Source organism: Bifidobacterium sp. LH_743, assembly GCF_056355775.1.
Window position 1 is genome coordinate 95,658 of the sequence record NZ_JBKESZ010000002.1, and the last position, 21,220, is coordinate 116,877.

The 21,220-nt window shown below is 59.0% G+C and carries 17 protein-coding genes, 2 pseudogenes and 1 riboswitch; of the genes and pseudogenes, 13 read left to right on the plus strand and 6 right to left on the minus strand.

Going from position 1 to position 21,220, the window contains the following annotated elements:
- The first annotated feature begins 9 nt into the window (after positions 1–9).
- Positions 10–255 (plus strand): phage holin, encoded by a 246-nt coding sequence (locus tag AC1ATL_RS03560; protein ID WP_476568542.1) that lies wholly within the window; start codon positions 10–12, stop codon positions 253–255.
- Between the two features lie 128 nt (positions 256–383).
- Here AC1ATL_RS03560 and AC1ATL_RS03565 read toward each other — a convergent pair whose 3' ends face one another.
- The 3 genes from AC1ATL_RS03565 to AC1ATL_RS03575 form a co-directional block, all read right to left on the minus strand.
- Positions 384–590: a helix-turn-helix transcriptional regulator gene (locus tag AC1ATL_RS03565; RefSeq protein WP_046999708.1), complete on the minus strand. Its 207-nt coding sequence runs from the start codon at positions 588–590 to the stop codon at positions 384–386.
- A complete protein-coding gene (locus tag AC1ATL_RS03570) occupies positions 587–736 on the minus strand; it encodes a hypothetical protein (protein WP_158332670.1) in 150 nt (49 codons plus the stop codon). Before AC1ATL_RS03570 ends, AC1ATL_RS03565 begins: the two co-directional genes overlap by 4 nt.
- Positions 737–800: 64 nt before the next feature.
- Entirely contained in the window at positions 801–929 is a 129-nt protein-coding gene (locus AC1ATL_RS03575) for a hypothetical protein (protein WP_021913380.1), read from the minus strand.
- A 313-nt stretch (positions 930–1,242) separates the two neighbouring features.
- On the opposite strand from AC1ATL_RS03575, the gene AC1ATL_RS03580 reads away from it, so the two are divergent.
- Together AC1ATL_RS03580 and AC1ATL_RS03585 are read left to right on the plus strand one after the other, a co-directional pair.
- Positions 1,243–3,285 carry a GmrSD restriction endonuclease domain-containing protein gene (locus tag AC1ATL_RS03580; RefSeq protein WP_476568945.1) on the plus strand — a complete coding sequence of 681 codons (2,043 nt, stop codon included), beginning with the start codon at positions 1,243–1,245 and terminating at the stop codon, positions 3,283–3,285.
- A 74-nt stretch (positions 3,286–3,359) separates the two neighbouring features.
- The gene (locus AC1ATL_RS03585) at positions 3,360–3,557 is read left to right on the plus strand and encodes a hypothetical protein (protein WP_033509668.1); all 198 of its coding nucleotides are present in this window, start codon (positions 3,360–3,362) and stop codon (positions 3,555–3,557) included.
- Positions 3,558–3,819: 262 nt separating this feature from the next.
- Here AC1ATL_RS03585 and AC1ATL_RS03590 read toward each other — a convergent pair whose 3' ends face one another.
- Both AC1ATL_RS03590 and AC1ATL_RS03595 read right to left on the minus strand, forming a co-directional pair.
- Positions 3,820–4,182, minus strand: coding sequence for a VOC family protein (locus tag AC1ATL_RS03590; protein ID WP_169079387.1), 363 nt, complete (start codon positions 4,180–4,182; stop codon positions 3,820–3,822).
- Between the two features lie 196 nt (positions 4,183–4,378).
- Positions 4,379–5,116 (minus strand): alpha/beta hydrolase, encoded by a 738-nt coding sequence (locus AC1ATL_RS03595; protein ID WP_476568546.1) that lies wholly within the window; start codon positions 5,114–5,116, stop codon positions 4,379–4,381.
- 470 nt (positions 5,117–5,586) lie between these two features.
- Here AC1ATL_RS03595 and AC1ATL_RS03600 point away from each other — a divergent pair, with 470 nt between their 5' ends.
- The 5 genes and pseudogenes from AC1ATL_RS03600 (at position 5,587) to AC1ATL_RS03620 (ending at position 9,870) form a co-directional block, all read left to right on the plus strand.
- Positions 5,587–6,153, plus strand: a complete 567-nt coding sequence (locus AC1ATL_RS03600; protein WP_476568548.1) for a hypothetical protein — start codon at positions 5,587–5,589, stop codon at positions 6,151–6,153.
- On the plus strand, positions 6,150–7,502 hold the full coding sequence (locus AC1ATL_RS03605; protein ID WP_476568550.1) for a hypothetical protein: 1,353 nt from the start codon (positions 6,150–6,152) through the stop codon (positions 7,500–7,502). The genes AC1ATL_RS03600 and AC1ATL_RS03605 overlap by 4 nt, the downstream gene beginning before the upstream one ends.
- A gap of 101 nt (positions 7,503–7,603) precedes the next feature.
- On the plus strand, positions 7,604–8,275 hold the full coding sequence (locus AC1ATL_RS03610; RefSeq protein ID WP_476568552.1) for a hypothetical protein: 672 nt from the start codon (positions 7,604–7,606) through the stop codon (positions 8,273–8,275).
- Between the two features lie 36 nt (positions 8,276–8,311).
- Positions 8,312–8,791: a D-aminoacyl-tRNA deacylase gene (dtd, locus tag AC1ATL_RS03615; protein ID WP_476568554.1), complete on the plus strand. Its 480-nt coding sequence runs from the start codon at positions 8,312–8,314 to the stop codon at positions 8,789–8,791.
- Positions 8,792–8,876: 85 nt separating this feature from the next.
- A pseudogene (locus tag AC1ATL_RS03620) lies at positions 8,877–9,870 on the plus strand (D-2-hydroxyacid dehydrogenase).
- A 74-nt stretch (positions 9,871–9,944) separates the two neighbouring features.
- On the opposite strand, the gene AC1ATL_RS03625 reads toward AC1ATL_RS03620, so the two are convergent.
- Positions 9,945–10,952: a GmrSD restriction endonuclease domain-containing protein gene (locus tag AC1ATL_RS03625; RefSeq protein WP_476568947.1), complete on the minus strand. Its 1,008-nt coding sequence runs from the start codon at positions 10,950–10,952 to the stop codon at positions 9,945–9,947.
- Between the two features lie 142 nt (positions 10,953–11,094).
- Here AC1ATL_RS03625 and AC1ATL_RS03630 point away from each other — a divergent pair, with 142 nt between their 5' ends.
- The 5 genes and pseudogenes from AC1ATL_RS03630 (at position 11,095) to AC1ATL_RS03650 (ending at position 21,180) form a co-directional block, all read left to right on the plus strand.
- On the plus strand, positions 11,095–12,507 hold the full coding sequence (locus AC1ATL_RS03630; RefSeq protein ID WP_476568556.1) for a C1 family peptidase: 1,413 nt from the start codon (positions 11,095–11,097) through the stop codon (positions 12,505–12,507).
- Between the two features lie 118 nt (positions 12,508–12,625).
- Positions 12,626–16,417, plus strand: a complete 3,792-nt coding sequence (locus AC1ATL_RS03635; protein ID WP_476568558.1) for an SNF2-related protein — start codon at positions 12,626–12,628, stop codon at positions 16,415–16,417.
- 125 nt (positions 16,418–16,542) lie between these two features.
- A riboswitch (FMN riboswitch) is annotated at positions 16,543–16,695 on the plus strand.
- Positions 16,696–16,700: 5 nt separating this feature from the next.
- Positions 16,701–17,315 carry an ECF transporter S component gene (locus tag AC1ATL_RS03640; protein WP_476568560.1) on the plus strand — a complete coding sequence of 205 codons (615 nt, stop codon included), beginning with the start codon at positions 16,701–16,703 and terminating at the stop codon, positions 17,313–17,315.
- A gap of 90 nt (positions 17,316–17,405) precedes the next feature.
- The gene (locus AC1ATL_RS03645; RefSeq protein ID WP_476568562.1) at positions 17,406–19,700 is read left to right on the plus strand and encodes an energy-coupling factor transporter ATPase; all 2,295 of its coding nucleotides are present in this window, start codon (positions 17,406–17,408) and stop codon (positions 19,698–19,700) included.
- Positions 19,701–19,823: 123 nt separating this feature from the next.
- Positions 19,824–21,180, plus strand: a pseudogene (locus tag AC1ATL_RS03650) (metal-dependent hydrolase family protein).
- Positions 21,181–21,220 lie beyond the last annotated feature (40 nt).

A 21,220-nucleotide genomic window follows, 5' to 3' on the forward strand; every position in this document is an offset into this window, starting at 1 on the left:
AGGTGTGGAATGGACGAATCTAATACCAATGGCTACCTGCTGCCAAACAAGACGTATCAGGCGCTCAAGTGGCTCGCGTTGATCGCTTTGCCGGCCGTCGCGTGGCTGGTCGGTGCGGTCGGCCCGCAGTGGGGATTGCCTCACTGCGGCGAGATCGTCACGACCATCAACGCCGTCGGCGTTTTCGTCGGCGCTCTGATCGGCGTGAGCCAGCTCACGGCCACCAAGCCGGACGATGATTCCGACAAAGATTAAGCGTTGCCACAAAATCAGCGACAACACTTAACAGAACTTCGTATCGGACTTAACAGCTGTTAAGCTGCCGCTAAGTCCATACGAAGTTTCCCCTCTCTCAGCCAAGGCTGGGGGAGGGGCTTTTCTTGTTATTCGGTCTTGTTCTTGCGTGGGCGTCCTCCGCCGACGCCGCGACCGGGACGACTGGCGTTCCATCGGTCGATGGTGTCGGGGAGCCATCCGCGAGTGCGGCCGATCGTGGCGTCCGGCTCGGGGAGCTTGTAGGCGCTGACTGCGGCCGTGCTGATGCCGAGCCGTTTGGCCACGTCGGTGACGCCCAGGTATTCGGTGGTCATTCGCCGTCCTCCCATTTCGTGGAGGCGAGGGCGAGGATTCCGGCGAAGCATCCGAGCGTGCCTGCCGGGAGGGCCTTGCCGCCGACGCCGAGCAGCAGGCTCACGATTCCTGCCGCGAACGCGATTTTGATTAGTTTGTCCTTCATTGTGCGCATGGGTTAATCTGGTGGGGCCGAGTCCCGGATAGGTAGAGAATCCGGGACTCGGTTTTCAGCGCCGTCCGTGTCGGCTTGGCCGGTGGATGAATATCAGGATGACGGTTGATATTCCGACCAGCGCGGAGCCGATGTCGCCGAGTATCGCGGCGATGTCCTTGACGGTCTGCCAGATGTTTTCCATGTTCACCTCCTTTCCTTGACATAAACTATATTAGCACAGTAAATAAAGTAATGCAAGTCGAAACACAAGAAAAACACCATGGAAGGCGGAGTCAGGCAATGCAAGGCTCCGCCTCTCTTTATCCATCCACCGCCAACCGAAGAGGTGGTGACCGCCGCAGTGGAAAAATGATGAATCCAACGACACTCTGGGAGTGGTATCTCGGGTGGTGCGACAATCCATCACCATTGAGAAACGGCTTCATTCCAACGATTAGATAGAGTTATCACGAAATTTGACGCTTTCCGGCGATGACCGGGAAGTGCTGCACGGCATGTGCGACCATGTGGCAGCCCCCGACCGTCCGAACCATACTGAAACGGACTCCCGTCTGAAAGCGAACCTTGATTTGTTCCGCTCACTTGTCGCCGCCATCGATGACGCGAACGTGGTATGGAACGGATTGCAGCGCCTTGAAGTCGTGTCCGTCACCCTGGACCAGGGGCGTGACGAACCGCAGCTGGTATTCGAATCGATGAATTCCACCGGACTTGATCTTGATACGTCCGACCTGGTGCGCAACTACATGCTCATGGGGTGCCCCATGGCCGAACAGAAAACCCTGTATGCCGACTATTGGCTGCCCATGGAACGCATTCTTGGCAATCTCTCATTCGACGCCTTCCTGCACGACTGGATGGTCGTCACTCTGAAGAGGCCCGTGCCCAAAGGCCGAACCATGTATTCGGAATTCAAGCGTTTCGCAGCCGATAGCTCCATGCCGCGTATGGAACGCACGCGTGGTCTCCTGGAGAGCATGCTGGAACATGCCGGATACTATGCCGTCATCAAAGGCGCTGCGGCCGCTGGCAGCGGCGACGCGAACGTGGACTACCGCCTCGAATCGATCCAAAACCTGGACAGCACGGTTACGGACCCGCTGCTTCTGTACATGTTCGCGGCATGGAAACATAATCGCATAAGCCGTGACGGACAGCTGCGCATGCTTGCGGATCTCGAATCGTATCTGTTCCGCCGAATGGTCTGCTCGGTATCCAGCAACGGATTGAACAAGCTTGTCCCGTCGCTGATCGCCAGACTCGACTCGGCCGAAAACGATTTGGCCGAAACCTTCGCCGCGCTGCTGCTCACCGAAACCGCCAAAGCCACACGCATGCCCACAGACGAAGAATTCAGGCAGGCTTTGCTTGGCGAAGACCTGTATCGCCCGGCATCGCGATGCAAGTACTTGCTTGCCGGATTGGAGAACCACAACCATCCCAAGGACCCGCGGACCTTCAGTGAATACTCTATCGAACACATCATGCCGCAGAACGCCATGGCGCATGCCGAATGGCGCGACATGCTCGGCGATCCCGACCGTTTCCCGCTGCTGGTGAACAGTCTGGGCAACTTGACATTGACCGCATACAACTCGGAACTTTCCGACGGAACATTCGAACAGAAGAAAAGCCGCGCGATCGGCGGGTACAAGAGTGAATACCTGTCTATTTCCGCCGAACTGCATGACGCCTCGCAATGGGATGAACGCGCGATCGCACAGCGAGGTGCCCGGCTTGCCGATATCGCATTGCAGGTGTGGGCGAGCCCCACAGCAGGGGAGCAGACCATGCAGGCCCTGCACGATTGGAATGTAAACCAGGGTGAGCGTGAACGGAACACCATTGATTTCGCCGGCCTGTGCAGCCGGGGAATCCTTTCCGCCGGGGATGTATTGGAAAGCCGATATGCCGGTGTAACTGCTACCGCGACCGTAACCGCCGACCATCGTATTCGGTTGTCCAATGGTGAGCTGTTCGACAGTCCATCCGGAGCATTCCGCCGCGCCAGAATGCTTGAAACCGGCGAAGACAAGCAGATCAACGGATGGACCGCGTGGAAACTTGCGGACGGAAGAACACTGAACGAGCTGCGGCAAGCTGCCAGCAATCCAGCGTTACGGCGCGATTTATGGAACGAGATGTACCGCTATGCCGCAACGCGAGCCGATTTCGTCACCGTATACGGCGACCCATCCGATCGCAAGCCGAACAGCGCCACATGGGCGAGCTTCGGGGTCGGCTCCAACTTCTGTCACCCTGACGGAACTTTGAATATCCGTGGCGGCTATATCGCGGTCGACCTATATTTCACCGACACATTCCAGTACTCGAAGCTATACGGCATGAAGGATTCCGTCGAACGGATACTATCGGATTCGGGCGAGGTGATGTGGGACGAACCGGATGCCGACAAGAAGAACCGGCATCTTTGGGTGCGGCATGATGTGGATTTCTCCGGCGATATGACGGGTGCCTACCAGTGGATGACGGACGGACTGCTCGCCATGCGCAACGTGTACGATCTGCTCGACTGATCGTCTTGACCGTTCTGACCGTTGTGCGTTCAACGCTTTATACAATGAACGTAGTCATCCGAAAAGAGGCCGCCATGAAATACGGAATGAGGAAACCCAGCTGGAAGAAAAGCCTGTCCGCGCGCACGAAGGGTCGTGCCACCCGCGCGGTCAAGCGGGCGCTGATCCCCGGCTACGGCAAGAAGGGCATGGGATGGCTGCACCCCAAGCGCAAGCTGTACAACACGGTCTACAAGAAGACCACGTTCAGCCTATTCGACCTGTTCAAGTAATCCGGACTAAAAGGAAAAACACATGTGTTCCAATCCAGACGCGCACGAGTCCCGACTTTCATTAGACCTTCCTCAACGGAACGCTGTTCCTGCCGATACGCTTTCCGCCTTCCAGGAAGTCCATGAATATTCAGCGAAGAACGGCCCACGCTTCCGTACAGCCGCTGCGATGTTTGATTCTCTCGGAATATGACAGGTCTCGCCATACGGGCATTGCATATGGCGAGATCTGTCTTTTCTGTTACTGCCTAGCCGTCAGCACTCAGACGAGCATGGCTTCGATGTTGTTGCCTTCCGGATCATGCACGAAGGCGGCGTAGTAGGTCGGACCGTAGTTCGGGCGCGGGCCGGGCTGGCCGTTGTCGGTGCCGCCGTTGGCAAGGCCGGCCTCGTAGAACGCCTTCACGGCGTCATTGTCGGCGGCCTGGAACGCCACATGGATCGGCGCGACGGCATCGCCCTCGGCGGCGGTGCTCACCCATACGGCGGAACCATCCTCGGCCACGAAAGCCTGAACACCCGGGAAAGCCGGGCCCTTGCCGTATCCGAGCGGTGCCAGAGCGGCCTCGTAGAATGCCTCTTCCTTCTCGAAATCCTTCACCTTGACGGTCACATGATTGATCATGCCATGTCCTTTCGTAGCAGGTGGCCCGTGCAGGCCTTTCACTACAGCATCGTAGGACGGAACAACGCTCGGCGGAAGAACGCACAACGAAGTGCCTTGGTTACCTCGAGGAAACCTTTGTGCGATTCCGCCGCTCAACGCGAGCTCGCGCACCCGAATTGTATTCGTGCGGCGTGTCGTTTATCGTGCCGCCAGCTCAGAGCGAGTCGGTCACGAACTGACGGATGAGCGCGACGGTTTTGTTGCGTTGCGTGGCGGAGGAGATGGTCGCGGTGCTGTCGCCCTGCTGCACGCCGTAGCTGCCGAACTGCGCATGGTTTGCGCCGGGGATCGTCTTCTCGTAGTACTTCTTCGGCATGCGGCCGCGTGATTCCTTCACTTTCCTGCGGTTGAGCACGCCGTCCCTGCTGCCGTACGCGGACAGCGCGCGCAGTTTCGTGCCGCTCAAGTCGACGGGTGAATAGGCGGCGAGCAGGATGATTCCGTCCCAGTCGTCCGCATGGTTGCCGACGTATTGCGCGGCCATCGCGCCACCCAGCGAATGGCCTCCTATATACCAGTGCTCGTACGAGTATCCGGCGATGTCGCCGCGTACCACGTTGGCGCGATTGATGCCGAGGATCGCGAGATTGCCGGGCATCTTCATCAGGAAGCAGTCGATTCCGGAGGCGGCGGTCTCCTGCATGAGCAACGCGTACGCGCTCGGCTCGACCTTCGCACCCGGATAGAACACCATCGCCGTCGATGAGCCCGGACCGTCGAACATCCATCCGTTCTCGATCTCGGTGACCTTCACCGTGGCGTTGGAAGAGATCGCATCATCGATACCGACCGCGTGATGGTAGTCGTTGACGTAGTACACGCAGTATCCCGCGACGACCAGGATGACGGCCACGATCGCGGCGAGAATACGATGGAATGTGCGCTGTCCCAATGAAACCTCCGAACCCTAAAAACACTCTTTCCCAACTGTAGCCGGTTCGTCTCTCCGGCCGTGTCGCCGAAATCCGTCTCGATATGTGGTCAGTCAATCGATTGATGTTGCATACAAAACAGCAAATAGGGGTTTTAAAGGGAAATCACGCCGATCGTTCTGTACAATCCGAAAACAGTTGCTTCAAAGGAAAGAAGACATGTCGTAAGGAATAATCAATGGGGAATTACCAGCATAACAACGGGCCATATGGTCCCATGCCGAACGGTGCCGACCCGACGCAGGAAAACAGGCAGTACGGGCGGTCGCCACAAAACCCGAGCGGGCAGTATTCCGGACCGCAAACCCCGAGCGGACCTCAGTACTCGGACCCACGATATGCGGGACCGCCATATGCGGCTCCATACATGCGGCAGCCCCCTGCATATCCCGGCCCTCAATCGCCGTATCCTCCGAATCCGGACTACGCCATGGTCCAGGAGAAGCCGAAAGCCAGCAGGGTTTCGTTCATCGTGCTCGGCGTCATCCTGCTGCTGATGGTCGGCATGTGCGTCTCATGCTCGGTGATCGCAGGCAATTCGGTCAGCAAAGGCATGCAGGTGCTCAGCGAGAAGCAGGCGCAATGGTGCCAGATCAAGAACGCGCAGCCCACCGACGGGCTCGACTCCGAGAAGGCGGTCAAGGAGGCGGAACGGCTTACAGACGTGCACAAAGGCGAGTCGCGGTGGTCGGTCTGCTCCACGCTGATGGGCGAATACGATGAGCAGACCGCCACATGGGCGTTGGGTCAGGTTGACGTCGACTGGGGTCGCAACGCGTTGCGGTATGCGGAATTGAACGATCTGAAGGACGAGGATCCCGCCGATGACAACGGCAATGAGATGATCACCATGAGGCTGAAGATAGCCGGTTTCACGCAGCAGCAGATCGACTACGCGAAAGCGCATTGGGACGAGACGATAGGCGACGGCGACACGGAGAATGATACGCCGCGGCATAACGAATATGGAAGCAGCGAGGAGGACGACAGCCTGTGAACAACCCGAATCCATACGGTCCGAACCCGTATAATCCGAATCCCCAAGGCAACAATCCGAACAATCCGCAACATGGCGCGCCCCGACAGGGCGGCCCGCAGTACGGTATGCCACCGTACAGCGGCCCCCAAAACGGGCAATATGGCCAACAATACGGACCGAATGGCCAATACGGACAAAGCGGACCATACGGCCAGTACGGTCATCAGTACGGTCAGCCGCGACGGCCGGAACCGCCCCGCATGCCGCAGATGCAACCGAATCTGCCATACGGCCGTCCGCCGCGCAAACTAAAAAGAACGATCGGCGGAGGCGGCGTTGCGGCGATCATCGTCAGCGTCCTGCTCGTGCCGATCCTGCTATTCGTGCTCCTGTTCGGCGGAGGCCTCATCTTCTACAGCAAGAAAATCGACGAAGCCACAGCCGACGGCGGCTCCCAAATCGACAAGAACAAGCCCAAGGCCGGCAGCATCGACGTATGGTACAACATTTCGGAACGACCGGACTACCAGAAAACCGTCGACTACATCCACAAACTAGCCAAAGAAACGAAACAGGCCGTCAACGATGATGAAAAAGGCTTCCTGAAGAACAATAATCTGCCCTACAACAAAACCAACAGGGAATACGTCGAAACCTACGTGCACATGCTCCAGACGTACGACGAATACAAAACCAAGGACAGCGAGCTCAACAGCGTCGACACCCAGGAACTGGACGACATGATCTCCTACCGCAAAACCCAAGTGGACCAGATCGTGGAACAATTCGACAAACATGAACATCTCGGCGCGAAAACCGTCGCCACGGACGAGGAAGGCGGCAAACGCGACGTCTACACGGACACCCGAACCAACATGCGCAAAGCATGGGACGAGCACGAACAGCAGGTCGCCCAATACCAATACAACGGCAACGATTGGATCGGCGCAGCCAAGGAGGCCGCAAGGCTGGCCGGCATAGAAATCGACTGGAACATCTACAACGCCGACAAAGTATGCACGCCCCAAGACTACACCTACGTGCAGGCGCTGTACTGTCCCATGACCCCGAACCTGATATACGCCAATTCAAACCAATCCCACTGGGACACCGCGTACGCATTGGCGACAGTGAAACACGAGATCGCCCACCACGCCATCCACATGCGCTGCGGAACCTTATCGCCGCCAGTCGTCAGGTCCGGCAGCACGAACCGCACCGAAGCTGTGACCAGCAGCTACGCGATTATGTTCCTCGGTGCCGACTCCGAACAACTGAACATGGTGCGTGGAAACCAATACCGTTTCGACGACGAATCAAACGCCATGGCCGCGAAGATCCACAACAACCAATGCAAAGTGGAATGACAACGGTTGTAGCCGGTGCCGCCTAGCATGCATAACGGAAACGACGCCGAACGCAAAAACCGGCGCCGCAAAAAAATGCAGGAGAGGCGGTTCGAATCGACATGGACAGCAACAGCACCGACAACGCACGGCCGACAGCAACGAAAAACGTGACACCCGCAGTCACCCCATGGGGCAAAAACCGGGTGAAGAACACCGAAACCGGCAAACACGTGCTCATCATGCCAGGCATCGGCTACACCGTGGACCGGCCACTACTGTACTGGGCTGCGCAGGCGCTCGCGGCCAACGGCTGGTTCGTGGACCGGCTCGACCTGAAACTCACGGAAAGCGTCGAATTCCCGGAAATGATCGCATGCATGGAACGCGTGGTGGACGAATGGCGTGACGCTGCAATCGAACACGCCGCAGAATCCGGAGAGGAAGCACAGCTTCTGGTCGTCACCAAATCACTGTCCACACTCTCATACCCGCATTCCGCGAAACTCGGCCTACGCGTCGTACTGCTCACCCCGGTACTGAACCCGCCGCCATTCGACAAGCACAAGTCAATCATCCCCGCACCCCTCCCAGGAGCGGCGTCAAGCCCAATGCCACTAATCTGCGCCGGCGACGCCGACCCCTACTACGACGACACCAAAGCACACCTACTCACCGACCACGTGCGCACATACGCCGGAGCCAACCACTCCATCGAAGTACCAGACGACTGGCAGACCTCACTCGACTACCTGAAACAAGTCACACAAGCCATCGTCGACTACGCCGGCTGAAAAACCAAAAGAGACCGAGCAAAGAACGGACCCGCCATGCGCATCATACTGCAGAAGGTAAGCCAGGCATCCGTCGACGTCGTCGACGAGACAAGCGGAAAACCCGACCCCACATTCGAACCACAACACATCGACACCGGCTACATGCTGCTCGTCGGCGTAGAAGACACGGACGGAACAAAACAAGTGGAATGGCTCGCCCGAAAAATCGCCAACCTACGCGTCTTCGAAGACAACAACGGCAAAATGAACCATTCCATCCACGACGTGAACGGCAGCATACTATCAATCTCCCAATTCACCCTCTACGCGGACATACGCAAAGGCAACCGACCAAGCTTCGTAAAAGCCGGCGCCCCAGACCACGCCGAACAAGTATGGCACCAACTCAACAACGCCCTACGCGCCCAAAACCTCACCGTCAAAGAAGGACGATTCGGCACCCACATGCGCGTAACCCTCACCAACGACGGCCCAGTCACCATCATCCTCGACACCAACGAACTCGGCATATAAGACACCGACACGTCACACATAAGATACGCCATCGGCACCAAAGAAAACACCACGCATATCCTACGGTTGACATAGGGTTAACCGCATGGGAACAGGGAACCAACACAAACTCATCGTCAACTGCCTACCGTTGACCGACACCGAACGCGCGCAATTCACACGCGCCGCAAAAGGCATGCCACAAGAATTCATAGGCAACCCAACACAACGCGGCAACATGGGATGGACAGCCGAAATCCCCGACAACCTCAAAACCAAAGCCACCGCAATCATCGGCAACATCCCACCCGAACAATGCGCACAATGCCCCAAACTCGAATGGCTACAAACCTGGAGCGCCGGAGTCGACAAATACCAACAACCCGGCATCCTACAACCCGGCTCCATGCTCACCAACGCCACCGGCGCATACGGACAAAGCGTATCCGAACACATGTTCGCCATGATGTGGGCCATCATGAAAAACCTCCACATCTACGCCGCCAACAACCCACAAGCCACATGGCACGACGCCGGCCGCGCCATCAGCCCAACCGACAAAACCGCACTCATCATCGGCACCGGAGACATCGGATCACACTTCGCACAACTCTGCAAAAACACCGGCATGAACACCATCGGCATCCGCCGCCACACCACAGTCAACACACCAGGCATCGACCACATGGTCGGCATCGAATCACTCGACAACGTCATCCAATACGCCGACATCATCGCCATGAGCGTCCCCTCAACCCCAGCCACACACCACCTACTCAACACACAACGACTCACAAAACTCAAACCCAACGCCATCATCCTCAACGCCGGACGAGGAGACGCCATCGACAACCAGGCACTCGCCAAAGCGCTCGCAAGCGGCGCGATTCGCGGTGCCGGGCTCGACGTGACCGAACCGGAGCCCTTGCCGGCCGAATCGCCGCTGTGGCGTGAACCACGGTGTCTTATCACTCCCCATGTGGCGGGTGGCAAACCATCTGGAAGTTACGGAACGGCGCATCATCGCCATCGCCTTGGGCAATGTGCGCTGCTATGCCAACGGTCAGTCGCTCGATAATCGCATGCCGCTCAGGGGATGATTGAAAGGGAAGTGATACAAAGGTGCCGGGCGGAAAACCGTCCGGCACCTTCGCGTTCCAATAATCTGTATCTGTTATTCGCAGGCCACTCCATCATGGTCGCGGTCCAGTTGCGAACGGTATCCGGGCTGCCCTTGATAGATGGGCGCCGCGCCGGCCGCACGCGCGGCCGTGCAATTCTGGTAGTAGACATCCTGCTGCTGAGGTGCTGGAGCGGATTCCTGAGCCGGCTCCGGGGTGGAGACGGATGATGAGGTCTGCTGGTCGGACTGCTGTGTCTGTTCCTCGGATTGCGACTGGTCGTCCTGCGTCTGCGCGTCCTGCTGATCGGACTGATCAGACTGATCAGACTGATTGGTCTGGTCGGATTCCTCGGTGGTTTCGGTCGTGGACCCGCTGACTCCCGTATAGTCGGGGACGGTTTGCGTCGGGCAGGAGGACAGCACCTTGGTCATGGCCTCCTTCTCCGCTTTGGTGACCCACAGCGAATACTTGTGCTTCACTCCGATTTGTCGCGCCACGTACTCGCAACGGAAGCCCTTGTTGGACGGCAGCCATGTCGCGGCATCGCCATCGGACTTCTTCTGGTTGGCGCGTCCCTGCACGGCCAGCAGATTGTACGGATCGTTCGCCAGCTCGGTGCGTTTCGTCTTGCTGAGCTTCTGCGCGCCCTTCTGCCAGGCGTCGCTCAGTGCCACCACATGGTCGATCTGCACGGCCGTGGAGGTCTTCTTGCCCTTCTTGAACCTGATGTCCTTGCCGGTGTATGGATCATGCAGTGTGCCGGACTTCACCACGCACTTATGGGTGCCCCACTTATACTTCACACTGGTCAGGTCGCGATTGAGGATGTCGTTGCGGGTGTCGCAGCCGTTATGGTCCACATCCGCCCACGCCTTGCCGAACTGCGTGCGCTTGTACCCCGTCTTAGGGGCGCGTCCCTTGACTTCCAGCGTATCCAGCACCTCGGTGGCGGATTGTCCCGCACCGGTGCCATCGGTCGGCTCATCGGCGAACGCCGAGCCGGTCGGCAGTCCGACCAGTAGACTCGCTGCCAGCAATCCGGACAGTATGGTCGTCATTGATCTGTGTCGTCGCATGGTATGCTCCTTATCTCAAAACCCTCCGATCTTTACAGAATATCTCTTGGCTCCGGTTGAATCGCCCGCCCATGACGGGGAGCTGTTTCCGTCATGGTCAAGACATGCGGCGAGAATCGGGCGTATGACAAACAACAAGGCAATCAAACCAGAACTTCTCACACGGTACGCCAAGGATTTCAACGCGGATCGTGCCAATCTCGTGGCCGCCAATGCAGCTGTCTCCGAAGGCGTGCTCGAAGCCGCCACCGATTACAAGGGGCAGCGTTCCCTGCCGCGTGACTTCTCCATCGAACTGAAGCAGGGCTCCATCACCAACCAGCGCCATTCCGGCCGGTGTTGGATGTTCGCCTCCCTCAACACACTGCGCTACGAGCTCATGCATAAGTGGGGTCTTGACGATTTCGAGTTTTCCGAGAACTATCTGTTCTTCTGGGACGCGATGGAGAAGTCGAACACGTATCTGGAGAACGTGCTGTCCACGCTTGACGAGCCGACTGACAGCCGTCTGTTCCAGGAGATCAATTATGGTCCGGCGGACGATGGTGGCTGGTGGCAGATGTTCGTCGCCTTGGTCGACAAGTATGGCCTCGTACCGAAGAGCGCCTATCCGGAATCCGCCAATTCCAAGAATTCCGACGCGTTCAAGCAGTATCTCAACAGCAGGCTGCGTCAGTTCGCCGCGGACCTGCGTGAGCGTCATGAAGCTGGCGCATCGGTCGACGAGCTGCGCGCTGTCAAGGACGACGACATGTCCACCGTATACCGCATGTGCGCGATTTCGCTGGGTGAGCCGCCGGAGAAATTCGATTTCCTGGCTCGCGTGAGCGATGATGATAAGAAGGACGGCAAGAAGGATTCCGAAGGCAAGTCCGACAAGCCGAAGAGCGGCAAGGACGAGCGTCGGCAGATCCGCGAGACCGGTATCACGCCGATGGAGTTCTACAGGAAGTACGTGCCGGTGGATGTCGACGATTTCGTGACGCTGTGCAACGTGCCGATGGCTTCCCGTCCATTCAATAAGCGTTACCGCATCCGCTACACCGCCAATGTGGCTGAGGCCAGCGACATGGAGTTTATCAACGTGCCGCTCGACGTGTTCAAGAAGGCCGCCGTCGACCAGATTAGCGCCGGACACCCGATTTGGTTCGCCTGCGACTGCACGCAGTTCTCGTTGCGTTCCGCCGGCTATTTCGATTGCGACAGTGTGCGCGTCGACCAGCTGTTCGGCACCGGTTTCGATTTCGACAAGGCGCACGGCCTCAAATACGGTGACAGCCCGAGCAATCATGCCATGACCATCACCGGCGTGAACCTCGACGAACAGGGCAAGCCAAACCGTTGGAAGGTGGAGAACAGCTGGGGCAAGGACAACGGCGTGGACGGCTACTATGTGGCGTCCGACGCATGGTTCGACCGCTACGTGACCGAGATCATCATCCGCAAGGAATACCTCGATGACGCCACCCGCGAGCTGCTGACCGCCGAGCCCGTGGAGCTTGATCCGTGGCAGCCGCTGACCAAGCGTTGCCGCTGACATAAAGTCCCTGACACATGCTTCGCGAAGCCGTGGCTTGGTTTCAGGCCACGGCTTCGCTGTTCCTCTGGGCTGGTACAGTGGCATAAGAACAAATGTGCGAACGATTGGGGTTCAGGTGACGGATACTCTGGCATGGCTTTCCGACGAATTGCGCAGCGAATGCGGACAGCCAGTGTTGCAGCGCGCCCGTGGCATAGCTAGCCAGTGGCGTTCCAAAATGTCCGATTTGCATTGCCTGAACGACGGTTCCTCCGATCGCATCACCCTGCATGCCAGTGTGCGCGGTACCACCTCGCCGTCCAGCCGATATGAGGTGCAGGCCACAATCGACCTCGGCGACAGGCTTTTCCTGGCACGATACTGCTCCTGTCCCGCGTTCGACGGATCCCAGCACGGCTACGGCACCCGTCGTACTTTCGACTACCACAACAGTCCGAAATACCGTAGTTTCGACAACGATGACGATTATGATTACGTTGACGATTATGACGATTTCGGCTCCGGCGCGACCTATGGCCACGTCGACGATGATGACGATCCCGTCCGTTCAGACGGCCGGCGCTATACGGGCATGTGCAAACATGTCGCCGCCATGCTGCTGCTTTTCCTGCAGCAGCCGGAACGATTCCAAGGCTTCCATGCGGCCGCGGCGACACCCCGCGACCTCGCCGATGCCATGCGTTCCATCGACGCAAGTGACGGTAACGCCGGCGAAGGCGCCCAACTCAAGGTCCTCAAACGAATCGTCGATGCGAAAAGCCGGCTGATAGCCGAACAACGCGGCGTTCCCGGACAAGGAACGGTCGCCGGAGTGAAACGCAGGGCGAATTCGCCGGTCGATGTCACGCCGGGAAGCGTGTATCTCGATCCCACATTGGTCTTCAGCCATGACGCCGTGCACCTGTCGTTGCATATCGGTTGCGCAGACGCTGACTATGTGCTCAAAAGCATCTCGAATTTCGTATCTGACATGCGGATCGGAAGATACGAGTCATACGGCAAAAAACTCGCGTTCACCCACACGCCGGACATGCTCGACACGTTCTCCCTGAAGTTGTTCCGCTTCCTGCAGCAAGTGATCGACTCCCGCGCGGCCGCGCAGCTCCAGAGCGGATACTATTACGGCGGAACGGTGCGCGTCGACCGCGAGCTCATGCTCACCGATTGGGAGGTCTGCGACCTGCTTGACCTGTTCCGCGCGATGACGTGTGAGGAATACGAGGAACGTGAATCGAAGGCACGTGTCCTCCTGCGTGAGTCAGACACTAAAGGGCTGAGACGACTGCTCGTCGAAGATGCCGAACAAGCCCGGAAATCCGGTCCGAGCCGTATCCAACTGACCAATGGGGGAGGGGAACCGTTCGGCATCGACATCATCGACGGCGATCCCGACATCATGCTGAACGCCGCCTATGTACGTGAGGGCACGGTATCCGGAGTGCGGATCACCTCGAACCGCGTCATCGTGGACGTCATCCAAGGACGTGGAGGCTTCTACATCCTGAGCCATGAGCGGCTTGACGACCGCGCGGATTCGAGCAAGGTGAGAATAGACGGCCTGTTCCGATGCACCGACAAATTGCGCCCCGCATTGCGGGTGCTGCCCGATCTATGCTCCGCCGACCCGGACGGCGTGTTCATCTCCGAAAACGACTGGCCCATGTTCGTCCGAACCATCGTGCCGAAACTCACTGAAGCCGGCATCGGCTTCGACATCCCGCAGGAAGTAGCCGACGCGGTCGGCGCCGACTGCCAAATCGAATTCTATCTGGATCGGGACCTGTACGGCATCACCTGCGAGGCGGTGGCGAGATACGGCGATTTCGTCTTCCAACTGGTGCCGACCGCCAAGGAGCTACGCGGAGTCATCAACCCCGATTCGCGGTCAAATGCATCGCGGGTCAAGCGCGATCTGTCGCGTGAATCGTTCGCTGTGCAGGTGGTGCGCCAGTTGTGCCCGACGTGGAGTTCCGTCGACGTGGCGCGTATCAAGGAGGAGGACGAGCAGGCGATTCTGCTCATGCTCACCGACGGCGTCGACATTCTCAGGTCGGTCGGTCAGGTGTTCTCCACGGCCGCATTCGACGGCATGATGCAGCCGAATCCACCAAGCGTGAAAGTGGGACTGTCCATCGATTCAAACCTTGTGGAGATCTCTCCGATCGCCGACGAGGTCCCGATGAACGAGGTCGGCGCGCTGCTTGACTCCTATCGCAGGAAACGCCGCTACCACAGACTCAAAAACGGCACGTTCGTGGATTTGAAGGAAGCCGACCTGCACGAGCTCGACCAGGTGGCCACAGACCTTGACCTCGACGAGGAAACGCTTGATTCCGGAACCATCAAAATCCCTGGATACCAAGCCTTCCTGCTGGACTCCCAAGTGGATGACGAGGACAAGAGCCCATCGTTTGTGGATTACGTCAACGACGTGAAAATCATCGATCCAAAACGCTACGAAGTGCCCGAACGCCTCAAGAACGTACTCCGCCCATACCAGGTCGAAGGCTTCCAATGGCTGTCCACCTTGTGGGACAAGGGTTTCGGAGGCATCCTCGCCGACGAGATGGGTCTAGGCAAATCCGTGCAGCTGCTGTCGCTCGTCGAAGCGCGCAAGGGGAGTGGTCCCGCGTTGATCGTCTGCCCGGCGTCGCTCGTCTATAACTGGGCCGCGGAATGCGAGAAATTCGCCGGCGATCTCACGGTTGAAGTTGTCGCCGGCACGAAGGCGCAGCGACGCAAGGCCATCGCGTCCGTGGCGTCGCATTCGCTGACGGACGACGACACATCATACGACGGTGCCGACGTGGTCATCACATCCTACGATTTGCTGCGACGCGATGTGGAGGACTATGCCGTCTGCCATTTCGCGATGATGGCCCTTGACGAAGCCCAGTACATTAAGAACCACGCCACGAAACTGGCGAAGGCCGTCAAACGGGTGCCGGCCGACCATCGCTTCGCGCTGACCGGAACACCGATCGAAAACCGGTTGAGCGAACTGTGGAGCATCTTCGACTTCCTCATGCCGGGACTGCTCGGCACATACGCGAAATTCCGCGAGAAATACGAGCAGCCGATCATGGCGCCTGGGCCTGAGCATTCCGTCATGGCGGACAAACTGCAGGCACTGGTCGGATTGTTCATCAAACGACGTCTGAAGAAGGACGTGCTCATCGACTTGCCCGACAAATTCGAGAACGTGATCACCGTCAAACTGGAAGGTGAGCAGCGCAAACTCTACGCCGCGCACGAGCAGAGACTACGGGCCACGCTCACCAAAACGGCCGACGCCGATTTCAACACCAAGAAGATCCGCATCCTCGCCGAATTCACGCTGCTGCGTGAGATATGCTGCGACCCGCGGCTGGTATACGCCGATGCGAAGAACGCCTCCGCCAAACTCGACGCCATTGCGGAACTCGTGGCCACCTGCATGGACGAAGGCAGAAAGGTGCTCGTATTCTCACAGTTCACCTCGTTCCTCGAACTCATTGGCGTCAGGCTCGCCGAACAGGGCGTGGACTATTACACGATCACCGGCGAGACGCCGAAGAGGCGCCGCGTCGAGCTGGTCAACGAATTCAACGGCAACGACGTGCCTGTGTTCCTCATCTCGCTCAAGGCGGGCAACACCGGTTTGAACCTGGTGGGCGCCTCCGTGGTAGTGCATGCCGACCCATGGTGGAACGCGGCCGCGCAGAACCAGGCCACCGACCGAGCGCACCGCATCGGCCAGACGCAGGATGTGAACGTGTACCAGATCGTCGCCAAGGACACCATCGAGGAACGCATTCTGAAACTGCAGGAGAAGAAAACCGAATTGGCGCAGCAATTCACCGACGGAACCGCATCGGGAGGCATCGGAACGCTCGGGAAGGACGATCTGCTCGGCCTGCTGTCGTGACATGCGGTGGAAGCATGGCGGGCACGCTTCGCGACAGACGCGCACGGCATCCCTCCCGTTTCGAATCGTAGGACGAAACCGTCCGACGGCTTGCAAATATCGCATGGTGGGCGTATATATGGACAGGCAAGTTTCAGGGAAGGTGAAATTCCTTACTGGCGGTAACGGCACGACCGGCATCAATAACGGCCCCATACCGAAGCCCGCGACCCGCGAAAGCGGCTGATCCGGTGAAAATCCGGGGCCAACGGTTACAGTCCGGATGGAAGAAACGGAGCTCAACATGAGTGTATCCTCTCCTACCAATACAGCATCCGATCAAGCCGACAAGCCGCTGTCCCGTCCGGACAACGCCCATTCCACGGGAGTCGCCGATTCCGGACGCTGGTCCACCAAACGCATCGCCATGTACGCGCTGTTCGTGGCGCTGTCCATGGCCGTCAGCTTCATCGAATTTCCTATCATTCCGGGCGTGCAGTGGCTCAAATACGATCCATCCGGCATCGTGAGCCTCGTCGCGGGCTTCGCTTTCGGACCGGCGGCCGCGGTCATCGTCAGCGTGCTTGGATTCATACCGCACCTGTTCACCAATCCGTGGGGAACGCTGATGGCCGTGCTCGTGGCATTGGGACTATCCGTTCCAGCGTCCCTCATCTACAGAAGAAACAAGACCCGCAAGGGAGCGTTGATTGGCATCATCGTCGGCGCCGTGGTGGCACTGGTTCTGGCCATCGTCGGCAACGTCATCGTCACGCCGTTCTACGCCCACATGACCACCGCCCAGGTGGTGGCGCTCATTGTGCCGGCCCTGCTGCCGTTCAACGCGTTGAAGTTCACCATACACGGCGTGGTCACATTCCTGATCTACAAGCCGGTCTCCAACCTGCTGAACCGTTGAGCCCCGTTCGTCATCGAATGAAATGAGCATGGAGGAATCTTCCGCATCCGTCGGAAGGTTCCTCCAGCCGTTTTGGGAAGGAAGACCTCCATGGATCCAATCAATACGCCAGTTGTGAAGCTGCGCAATGTGCGTTTCACCTATGATGGCGGCGCCACATGGGCACTCGATGGAATCAACCTCGACATCCAGCGCGGCGAACGCATCTGCCTGACCGGTCCGAACGGGTCGGGCAAGACCACGCTGTCGCGGTTGATCGCGGGATTGATGGCACCCGATGAGGGTCGTGTCACTTTGCTGGGCAACACGGTGTTCGACGACGCTGGAGCGCATGCCCAGGCCTACCGCGCGGCGCGTCGCGGCATCGGCGCCGTGTTCCAGAATCCTGAGGATCAAATTGTCACGACGGTCACGGAGGACGATGTGGCGTTCGGTCCGGAGAACCTCGCGGTCACGCATGACGAAATTGGTGAACGTATCACCGGATCGTTGGAAGCGGTGGACATGGAGGATTTCCGAGCCGCCGATCCGACGCGCATGAGCGGAGGCCAACAGCAGCGCATTGCCATCGCGGACATGCTTGCCATGGATTCCGAGGTGCTGGTGCTGGACGAGCCGACCGCCATGCTCGACCCGTCAGGACGCGCCGACATCATGCGCGTGCTGGACGAACTGCAGGAACGGGGTACCACCATCATCCTCGTCACCCATCATGAGGATGAGCTCGACCATGCGGATCGCGTGATCCAATTGGATTCCGGCCATATTGTGGGAAACGGGCCGGCCGGGGAAAGCCCGCGCCTGCCGATACGCTCCGTCGGTCTGCCCAAACGCGTCCTGGAGCCACGAGACGAGACAATCATCGACGTGAAAGATCTGTCGTATCGCCACGCGGGTGCCGAACACGACGTGTTCGACCATTTGTCGTTCTCCATCGGCAAAGGCGAGACCGTGGCGCTGATGGGGCATAACGGCGCCGGCAAAACCACCTTGGCGCGCCTGCTGTGCGCGTTGACGAAGCCAAAGTCCGGATCGATTGTGATTGACGGTATCGCCGTGGCCGCAACGAAACGTAACGGCGCGGTGAAACCACCTAGCCGCCGGAACCGTGCGAAGCTGCGGCGTACAGTCGGTTACGTCATGCAGCATCCGGAACGTCAACTGTTCGCCGAGACCGTGGCCGAGGATGTGGCGTATGGTCCCTCCAATCAGGGATTGGACGCATCCGAAGCCGCCGGCCGGGCCATGCGGGCCATGAGACTGCTGCACATCGAGCATCTGCGAGACCGTTCCCCGTTCGGTCTGTCGGGCGGTCAGCAACGGCTTGTGGCGATCGCCGGCGTGATCGCCTGCGAGCCGAAGGTACTGGTGCTGGACGAGCCGACCGCCGGACTCGACGAGGAAGCCATCGCACGAGTGCATGGACTCATCCACGAACTCAAATCGCGCGGCGTGACCATGCTGGTCATCTCCCACTCGCAGGAAGAAGTGGACGAGATCGCCGATCGAACCATTGTGCTGGGGGAGTCCGTGACCGCGCCGCCCACTGGCTCGGTGGAAACGGAATCTTCCACAAGTCAGGATGGGACGGACATCGGAACGCGTGACGCAATCGAACGGCAAAACTGGCTGAAGCGCCTCGACCCGCGTGTGAGCATGCTATCCGCATTGGCTCTCATGTTCTCCGCATTCGCCATAAGCTCGTTCTGGCAATTGCTGCTCGCCGTGGTTCTCATCGGCGCGGTCGTTGTGGCCGGACATGTCGACGTGGGCCGTCTCATCGCCTCGGTGCACGTGTTTTTGGCGATGTTCGTCTTCTGCGGCCTGCTCAATGTCTTCTTCGTGCGCACTGGAAACGTTGTGACGAATATCGGGCCGATTCCCATCACCGACGACGGCATACGCATTGCGGCGCTATACGCATGCAGGTTCGCCGTGGTTATCGTCATCGGTGCGATCTTCCTCGATTCCACCACGCCGACGGCCATGACCGATGCGTTCGAATCATTGCTTTCGCCATTTGCCAGACTGGGCATACACGCGCAGGAGACCGCATTGGTGATGAGTCTCGCCCTGAGATTCTTGCCGACACTCGGCATGGAGGCGAAGGCCATTATCGACGCGCAGGCGGCACGTGGCGGCGGCATCGAAACCGGATCGTTCGCGAATCGTGTCAAAGCCTTGGCGGCGATCGTCGTGCCCGTGTTCGCCGGCGCGATTCGCCACGCCGACAATCTGAGCCTCGCGTTGGACGCGCGTTGCTACGAGGAGGGCATGGTTCGCACACATTGGCGGATCATGCGCATGCGCCGCGGCGACGGCATCGCGTGCTGCGTGGTCATCGCGTATCTCGTGGCGTTGACGACGTTGGGCACGTTGATGTGAGCCAACCGGCCGGGATATGTGCGTCCGCATCGGCGGCTTTCGCGTGTCCTGGTGGCGTTGTCCGCTCTTGACGGTTTAAGCTGGAAGCCGGCAGATATGCCGACGGAAAACAAGGAGCCGACGATGACGTCAAGAATATCCAAAACCATCGAACCGTTCGCATTGGTACACATCAATATGGTCACGGGAGACGAGCGCGGTACTCTGCTGCCGGATATGACGATTCTCGTCGGCGCGCATGGACGTATCGAAACCGTGGCGCCGAGCGTCGACGTGCCGGTGCCGAACGAATACCATGTCCTTGACGGCACCGGGAAATACGTGATGCCGGGGCTGATCAACGCGCATACGCACCTGTTCTCGCAAGGACGACCGCTCAATCCGAAAATGGCCACACCAAAGGGCCAACGCATCACCGCGGCCATCGTGCATTCTCCAGTTGGCAAGCCATATGTGGCGGCCACGGCGAAGAACAGCATTCGCACGCTGCTGGAATCCGGGGTCACTACCATCCGTACTCTGGGCGACATCGCCTACGAGGCGGTGGCATTGCGCGACGGCATAACCGCCGGTGAGGAAGTCGGCCCGCACATCCTCGCTTCGGGACCGCTGTTGGCCATTCCGGATGGGCATGGGGCTCCGTTGATCGCATTGGAGGGGGAGACGGCCCAGGACATGCGTATGAATACCCGCCGCAATATCGCCAATGGCGTGAACGCGGTCAAGATCGCGGCGACCGGAGGCGTCACAGATTCCGCAGGTGTTGGGGGAGGCCGGCGCTCCGCAGATGACGGTCGAGCAGATGCGTGCCATCTGCGATGAGGCGCATGACGCCGGCATCCTCGTCGCCGCGCACGCGCAAAGCGCGGAAGGCGTGCGCAGGGCGTTGGCCGCCGGCGTGGACACCATCGAACATGGCAGCAGGCTCGACGATACACTGATTGAAGCGTTCAAGCACAACCCAAACGCGTTGCGCGGATATTCGGCGTTGATTCCAACGATTTCCGCTGGATTCCCACTGCACGCGTTCGGTCGCGATGTGACCGGCATCACCGAAATCCAAGCCGAGAATTCGAAGACCGTGGTCGACGGGATGATCGCCGGCGCCCGCGCCGCGCATGAGGCCGGCGTGCTGGTGGGCGTCGGCACGGACACGGCCATGACGTTCGTTACGCAGTACAACACCTGGCGCGAATTGGCATTGCTGGTCAAATATGCCGGATTCACACCTGCCGAAGCGGTGCGAGCCGCCACTCGGACGAATGCGAGGATTCTCAACGTGTCCGGTATCACCGGTTCGCTGGATGAAGGCAAATACGCCGACATGATCGTGCTGGACTCGAATCCACTGAATGACTTGTCCGCCTTGGCTCATCCGAAACTTGTCGTTGCCGCCGGGCACCCCGTATGGCATCCCTCACCGAAGCGTTTCGACGACATCGACCATCTGCTCGACGAGGCGATGCGGCGCGAGGCGTGAAGGCATGTTTTACCGTCCTCACGCTAGGCTGGTGCGGGTA